The sequence below is a fragment of the Phenylobacterium sp. genome, assembly GCF_036821595.1.
GTDB lineage: Bacteria > Pseudomonadota > Alphaproteobacteria > Caulobacterales > Caulobacteraceae > Phenylobacterium.
Genome location: NZ_DAISJG010000115.1, coordinates 1 through 5,077, shown reverse-complemented (window position 1 = coordinate 5,077; position 5,077 = coordinate 1). Strand labels below are relative to the sequence as shown.

The 5,077-nt window shown below is 71.4% G+C and carries 6 protein-coding genes; 4 read left to right on the top strand and 2 right to left on the bottom strand.

From position 1 onward, the window contains the following. Positions 1 to 128: 128 nt before the first annotated feature. The gene (locus V7Z97_RS19200; protein WP_334165070.1) at positions 129 to 632 is read right to left on the bottom strand and encodes a YbjN domain-containing protein; all 504 of its coding nucleotides are present in this window, start codon (positions 630 to 632) and stop codon (positions 129 to 131) included. A 162-nt stretch (positions 633 to 794) separates the two neighbouring features. Next, complete coding sequence (locus tag V7Z97_RS19195) at positions 795 to 1,055, bottom strand: accessory factor UbiK family protein (RefSeq protein WP_334165069.1); 261 nt, start codon at positions 1,053 to 1,055, stop codon at positions 795 to 797. Positions 1,056 to 1,176: 121 nt separating this feature from the next. On the opposite strand from V7Z97_RS19195, the gene lgt reads away from it, so the two are divergent. From lgt to V7Z97_RS19175, 4 genes are all read left to right on the top strand, one after another. Further along, entirely contained in the window at positions 1,177 to 2,043 is an 867-nt protein-coding gene (gene lgt, locus V7Z97_RS19190; protein WP_334165067.1) for a prolipoprotein diacylglyceryl transferase, read from the top strand. A gap of 1 nt (position 2,044) precedes the next feature. Next, complete coding sequence (locus tag V7Z97_RS19185; RefSeq protein ID WP_334165066.1) at positions 2,045 to 3,097, top strand: class I SAM-dependent methyltransferase; 1,053 nt, start codon at positions 2,045 to 2,047, stop codon at positions 3,095 to 3,097. Further along, positions 3,097 to 3,861: a peptidoglycan editing factor PgeF gene (gene pgeF, locus V7Z97_RS19180; protein WP_334165064.1), complete on the top strand. Its 765-nt coding sequence runs from the start codon at positions 3,097 to 3,099 to the stop codon at positions 3,859 to 3,861. Before V7Z97_RS19185 ends, pgeF begins: the two co-directional genes overlap by 1 nt. A gap of 67 nt (positions 3,862 to 3,928) precedes the next feature. Further along, positions 3,929 to 4,864, top strand: a complete 936-nt coding sequence (locus V7Z97_RS19175) for a ribose-phosphate pyrophosphokinase (RefSeq protein ID WP_334165061.1) — start codon at positions 3,929 to 3,931, stop codon at positions 4,862 to 4,864. Positions 4,865 to 5,077 lie beyond the last annotated feature (213 nt).

Here is a 5,077-nt window from a genome sequence, read left to right as displayed (position 1 = left end):
AGCACCGCGCCGCCCATGCGCCCGGCGCCCAGCATCAGGATGGGAGTGATCATCGGCGCGACCCTAATCGGGGCGGGCCGCAGATGCGAGTTCCCTTCTCCCCCTTGCGGGGGAGAAGGGCGCGTTCCTTAAGCCTCGCCGACCGTCTCGAACATGCAGGCGGCGATGGCGTCCTGGGGCGACTTGGAGCCGCGGACCAGGAAGTCGAAGGCCGGGTAGAAGCGGTCGCCCGCCTCGACGGCCACGTCGATCATCGCCGCGGCCTGGGCCAGGCTCGGCTGCTCGCCGGTCATCAGCGCCATGCCGTGCCGGAAGATGATCTCGCCGTCTTCCCACAGTTCGAAGTGGCCGAGCCAGACGCGTGGGTTGATCGCGGCGATCAGCTCCTGCGCCGCCTGCCGCTGGTCCTTGGCCACCGCCAGATCCATCGAGAGGCAGAGCTGAAGGCAGTCGCCTTCGGGCCGCCAGGCGAACCAGAGTTCGTAGTCCTTCCAGTCGCCCGCGAGGGCGAAGGCGAGATCCCCGTCTTCTGTACGGTCGAACGGCAGGTTTTCCGCCGTGAGCACGTGCTCCACGACATCCAGGGGATCATTCCCGAGGAGGACGTTGTCGTCAGACTGGGTGATGTCCATGAGACCCGAGGTCCTTTCGCAAGGGGCGGGGAGCGGATGGCCGCCCCCGAATCGCCTGCGATATTGAAAGTAAGCTGCTTTGCGGCGGGGCCGTCACCCGGTTCTTGCCCCGGGCGACCCACGTTCGCGCGATTGGTTGTGGGGGAATCAGCGGCGTCGCGCTCAGGGGGCGTCGGCCGGCGGAGCCGCCGGTTTGGACTTGCCCTTCGTCGCCCGCAGCGCCTCCACCTCGGCGCGGAGCGCGGCCACCTCGGCCTTCAGCGCGTCGAAGTCCTCGCGGCGGATCAGGTCGAACTCGGCGGCGATGCGGTCGGCCTGCGAGCGCAGGGCGGCCTTGGCCTCCTCGCCCGCCGCCTGGGCGAGCCCCATGGCGGCCGAGGTCAGCTTGGCCATCTCGTCGAGAAAGGGATTCTGGGTCTGCATCTTGAGCTCGAAACGACGGCCGTGGGGGCCGCCACATCCTCTATATGGCCCCGCGAGGGGTGAAAGCGAAGGGCTAGTCGTCTAAACCCGTCATCACCTGAACGCTGGAGCCGCCCAAACCGTGCCCTTCCCCGAATTCGACCCCGTTCTGGTGCAGATCGGACCGTTCGCGATCCGCTGGTACGCGCTCGCCTATGTCGCCGGCATCCTGCTCGGCTGGCGCTGGGCCGTCGGCCTCGTGCGCAACGCCCGCCTCTGGGTCAATCGGTCGCCGCCCGTCACGCCCGAGCAGATCGACGACCTGATCCTGTGGGTGACCATCGGCGTCATCGTCGGCGGCCGGCTCGGCCACGTGGTGTTCTACACGCCGTCCCTGATCGTCGAGGACCCGGTGCAGATCGTGCAGGTCTGGAAGGGCGGGATGAGCTTCCACGGCGGGGCGATCGGCGTCTTCCTGGCGATGATCTTCTTCGCCATGCGCAACCGGCTCGACCTCTGGCGGCTGGGCGACGTGGTCGCCCCGGCCGTGCCCATCGGCCTGTTCTTCGGCCGCATCGCCAACTTCATCAACGGCGAGCTCTGGGGCCGGCCCACCACCCTCCCCTGGGGGATCGTCTTCCCCGGCGCGGGCGCCGAGCCCCGCCACCCGAGCCAGCTCTACGAGGCGGCCCTCGAGGGCCTGCTGCTGTTCGCCGTCCTGATGTGGGCGACCCACGGGGCGAAGCTGCTCAACCGCCGCGGCGTGGTGATGGGGATGTTCACCGCCGGCTACGGCCTGATCCGGGCGAGCCTGGAGACCGTCCGCGAGCCGGACGCCTACCTGCCCGCCTTCCCGTTCGGCCTGACCATGGGGATGATGCTGTCGATCCCGATGATCGCCTTTGGCCTGTGGCTGATCTGGCGCGGCATGCGCGAGCCCCTGCCGCCGGTCCTGCCGGCCGAGTCCGCACCGCCGGAGCCCGGCCCCGGCGCGGCCAAGTCCGTCTGAGATGAGCCTGCGCGACCGGCTGGCGGCGGAGATCGCCGCCGGCGGCCCGATGACGGTCGCCCAGTTCATGGCCCGCTGCCTGCACGATCCGCAGGAAGGATACTATGCGACCCGGCCCGGCCTGGGCGAGGCCGGCGACTTCCTCACCGCCCCCCTGGTCAGCCAGATGTTCGGCGAGCTGGTCGGCGTCTGGGCCGCGGCCGCCTGGCAGATGATGGGCGCGCCGGCCCGCGTGCGGCTGGTGGAGATGGGCCCCGGCGACGGCACCCTGATGAGCGACCTGCTCCGCGCCGCCCGGGTGGCCCCCGGCTTCCTCGCCGCCTGCGAGGTCTGGCTGGTGGAGGTCTCCGGGCCCCTGCAGGCCCGGCAGCGCCAGGTGCTGGGCGACACCGTCCGCTGGGCCGGCGCCCTGGCCGAGGTGCCCGCGGGCGCGCCCCTGATCCTGGTCGCCAACGAGCTCCTGGACTGCCTGCCCGCCCGCCAGTTCGTGCGCACCGCCACCGGCTGGGCCGAGCAGGTGGTGGGCCTGGACGCCCAGGGCCGGCTCGCCTTCGGCCTCGCCGCCGCCCCGGTCCTGCCCTTCCCCGACGCGCCCGAGCGCGCGGTCTGGGAGCAGTCGGCGGCTCAGGCGGCGCTGGGCCACGAGATCGGCCGCCGGGTCGTGGACGACGGCGGCGCGGCCCTGCTCATCGACTACGGCCGCGACGGCCCGGGCTTCGGCGACACCCTGCAGGCGCTCCGCCGCCACCGGAAGGTCGATCCCCTGGACTGCCCGGGCGAGGCCGACCTCACCGTCCACGCCGACTTCCCCGCCGTGATGGCCGCCGCGGCGGCGGAAGGGGCGCAGGCCGCTATCCTCACCCAGGCCGAGTTCCTTGCGCGCATGGGCATAGGCGAGCGCGCCGAGGCCCTGGTCCGCGCCCGCCCGGCCAAGTCCGCCGCCGTCGGCCGCCAGCTCCACCGCCTGGTCGGCGCCGACCAGATGGGCGAGCTCTTCAAGGCCTGCGTGATCCATTCGCCCGGCTGGACGCCGCCCGCCTTCGAGGACGCCTGATGGAACTGCCCGTGCTCACCTCCCCGCTCCTCGACCTGGACGGCGTCCGGCACGGCTTCTTCACCCGCCAGGGGGGCGTGTCGGAGGGGATCTACGCCAGCCTCAACGTTGGCGTGGGCTCGAAGGACGACCCCGACGCCGTGCAGGAGAACCGCCGCCGGGCCGCCGCCTGGTTCGGGGCCGAGGCGATCGTCACCGCCTACCAGGTCCACTCCGCCACCGCGCTCGTCGCCGACGGCGCCTGGCCGGCCGGCCCGCCCCAGGCCGACGCCGTGGTCAGCGCCACCAGGGGCGTGGTCTGCGGGGCGCTCGCCGCCGACTGCGCGCCCGTCCTGATGGCCGACCCGGTGGCCCGGGTGGTCGCCGCCGCCCACGCCGGCTGGAAGGGGGCGCTCACCGGCGTCGTCGAGGCCACCGTCGCCCGGATGGAGGCGCTGGGCTCCGACCGGGCCCGCATCCGCGCCGCCATCGGCCCCTGCATCGGGCCGGCCTCCTACGAGGTGGGCGTCGAGTTCCTGGAGCGCTTCACCCACTTCGACCGCGGCTATGTGCGCTTCTTCGAGCCGGGCGCGGCGCCGGACAAGCGGATGTTCGACCTGCCCGGCTTCGTCCTGGCCCGCCTCTCGGCCGCCGGCGTCGGCAAGGCCGAGTGGATCGGCCGCGACACCTGCGCGGAAGCCGACTGGTTCTACTCCAACCGCCGCGCCTTCAAGCTCGGCGAGCCGGACTACGGCCGCCTGCTTTCGGCCATCGCGCTGACCTGACGCCTAGACTCGCGCGCCTTCGCTGCTACAAGGCCGCCCCATTGGCGAAGGCGCTGTGGGGGTCTCGATGAAGCTGCTGGCCGGCAACTCGAATCGTACGCTGGCTCAGTCCATCGCCGACTACCTCGACATGCCGCTGACCCGCGCCCAGGTGCGCCGGTTCGCCGACAACGAGGTCTTCGTGACCATCGACGAGAACGTCCGCGGCGAGGACGTCTTCGTCATCCAGTCGACCAGCTATCCGGCCAACGACAACCTCATGGAGCTCCTGATCTGCATCGACGCGCTGAAGCGCGCGTCGGGCCGCCGGATCACCGCCGTGCTCCCCTACTTCGGCTACGCCCGCCAGGACCGGAAGACCGGCGGCCGCACGCCGATCTCGGCCAAGCTGGTGGCCAACCTGATCACCCGCGCCGGCGCCGACCGCGTGCTGACGATGGATCTGCACGCCGGCCAGATCCAGGGTTTCTTCGACATCCCCACCGACAACCTGCTGCCGGCCCGGCGCATGGCCGACGACATCCGCGAGCACTACCGCAAGACCGACGACATCATGATCGTCTCGCCGGACGTGGGCGGGGTGGTGCGGGCCCGGGCGCTGGCCAGCCGGCTGGGCGCGGACCTGGCCATCGTCGACAAGCGCCGTTCGGGCCCCGGCCAGTCGGAGGTCATGAACATCATCGGCGACGTCAGCGGCCGCCGCTGCATCCTCTACGACGACATCGTCGATTCCGCCGGCACCCTGTGCAACGCCGCCAAGGCGCTGATGGAGCACGGCGCCACCGAGGTCTCCGCCTACGTCACCCACGGCGTGCTGTCGGGCGGGGCGGTGGAGCGGGTCACCGCCTCCGTCCTGCGCGAGCTGGTGGTCACCGATTCCATAGAGGCCACCGAGGTGGTCACCCGCAGCGACAAGGTCCGCGTGGTCACCTGCGCTCCCCTCATCGGGGAGGCGATCCGCCGCATCGCCAATGAAGAGAGCGTGTCGAAACTGTTCGACTGAGTTTTCCGGCGCGGCCCAATGGCCACGCTTGCTCAGCAAGAGTTTACCATGCGAGGTCACAATGTGGCCTGCCGACCATGTATCTTCAGCTCCACTGATCTTCAGGGGGAAGGCTTTCCGCAGATGATGTCCGCGTTCCCGGTCCGCCGGACCCTCTCCTTCGTCGCGCTCGCCGCGGCGGCCGTGCTCACCGCCTGCGCCGAGCCGCCCCCG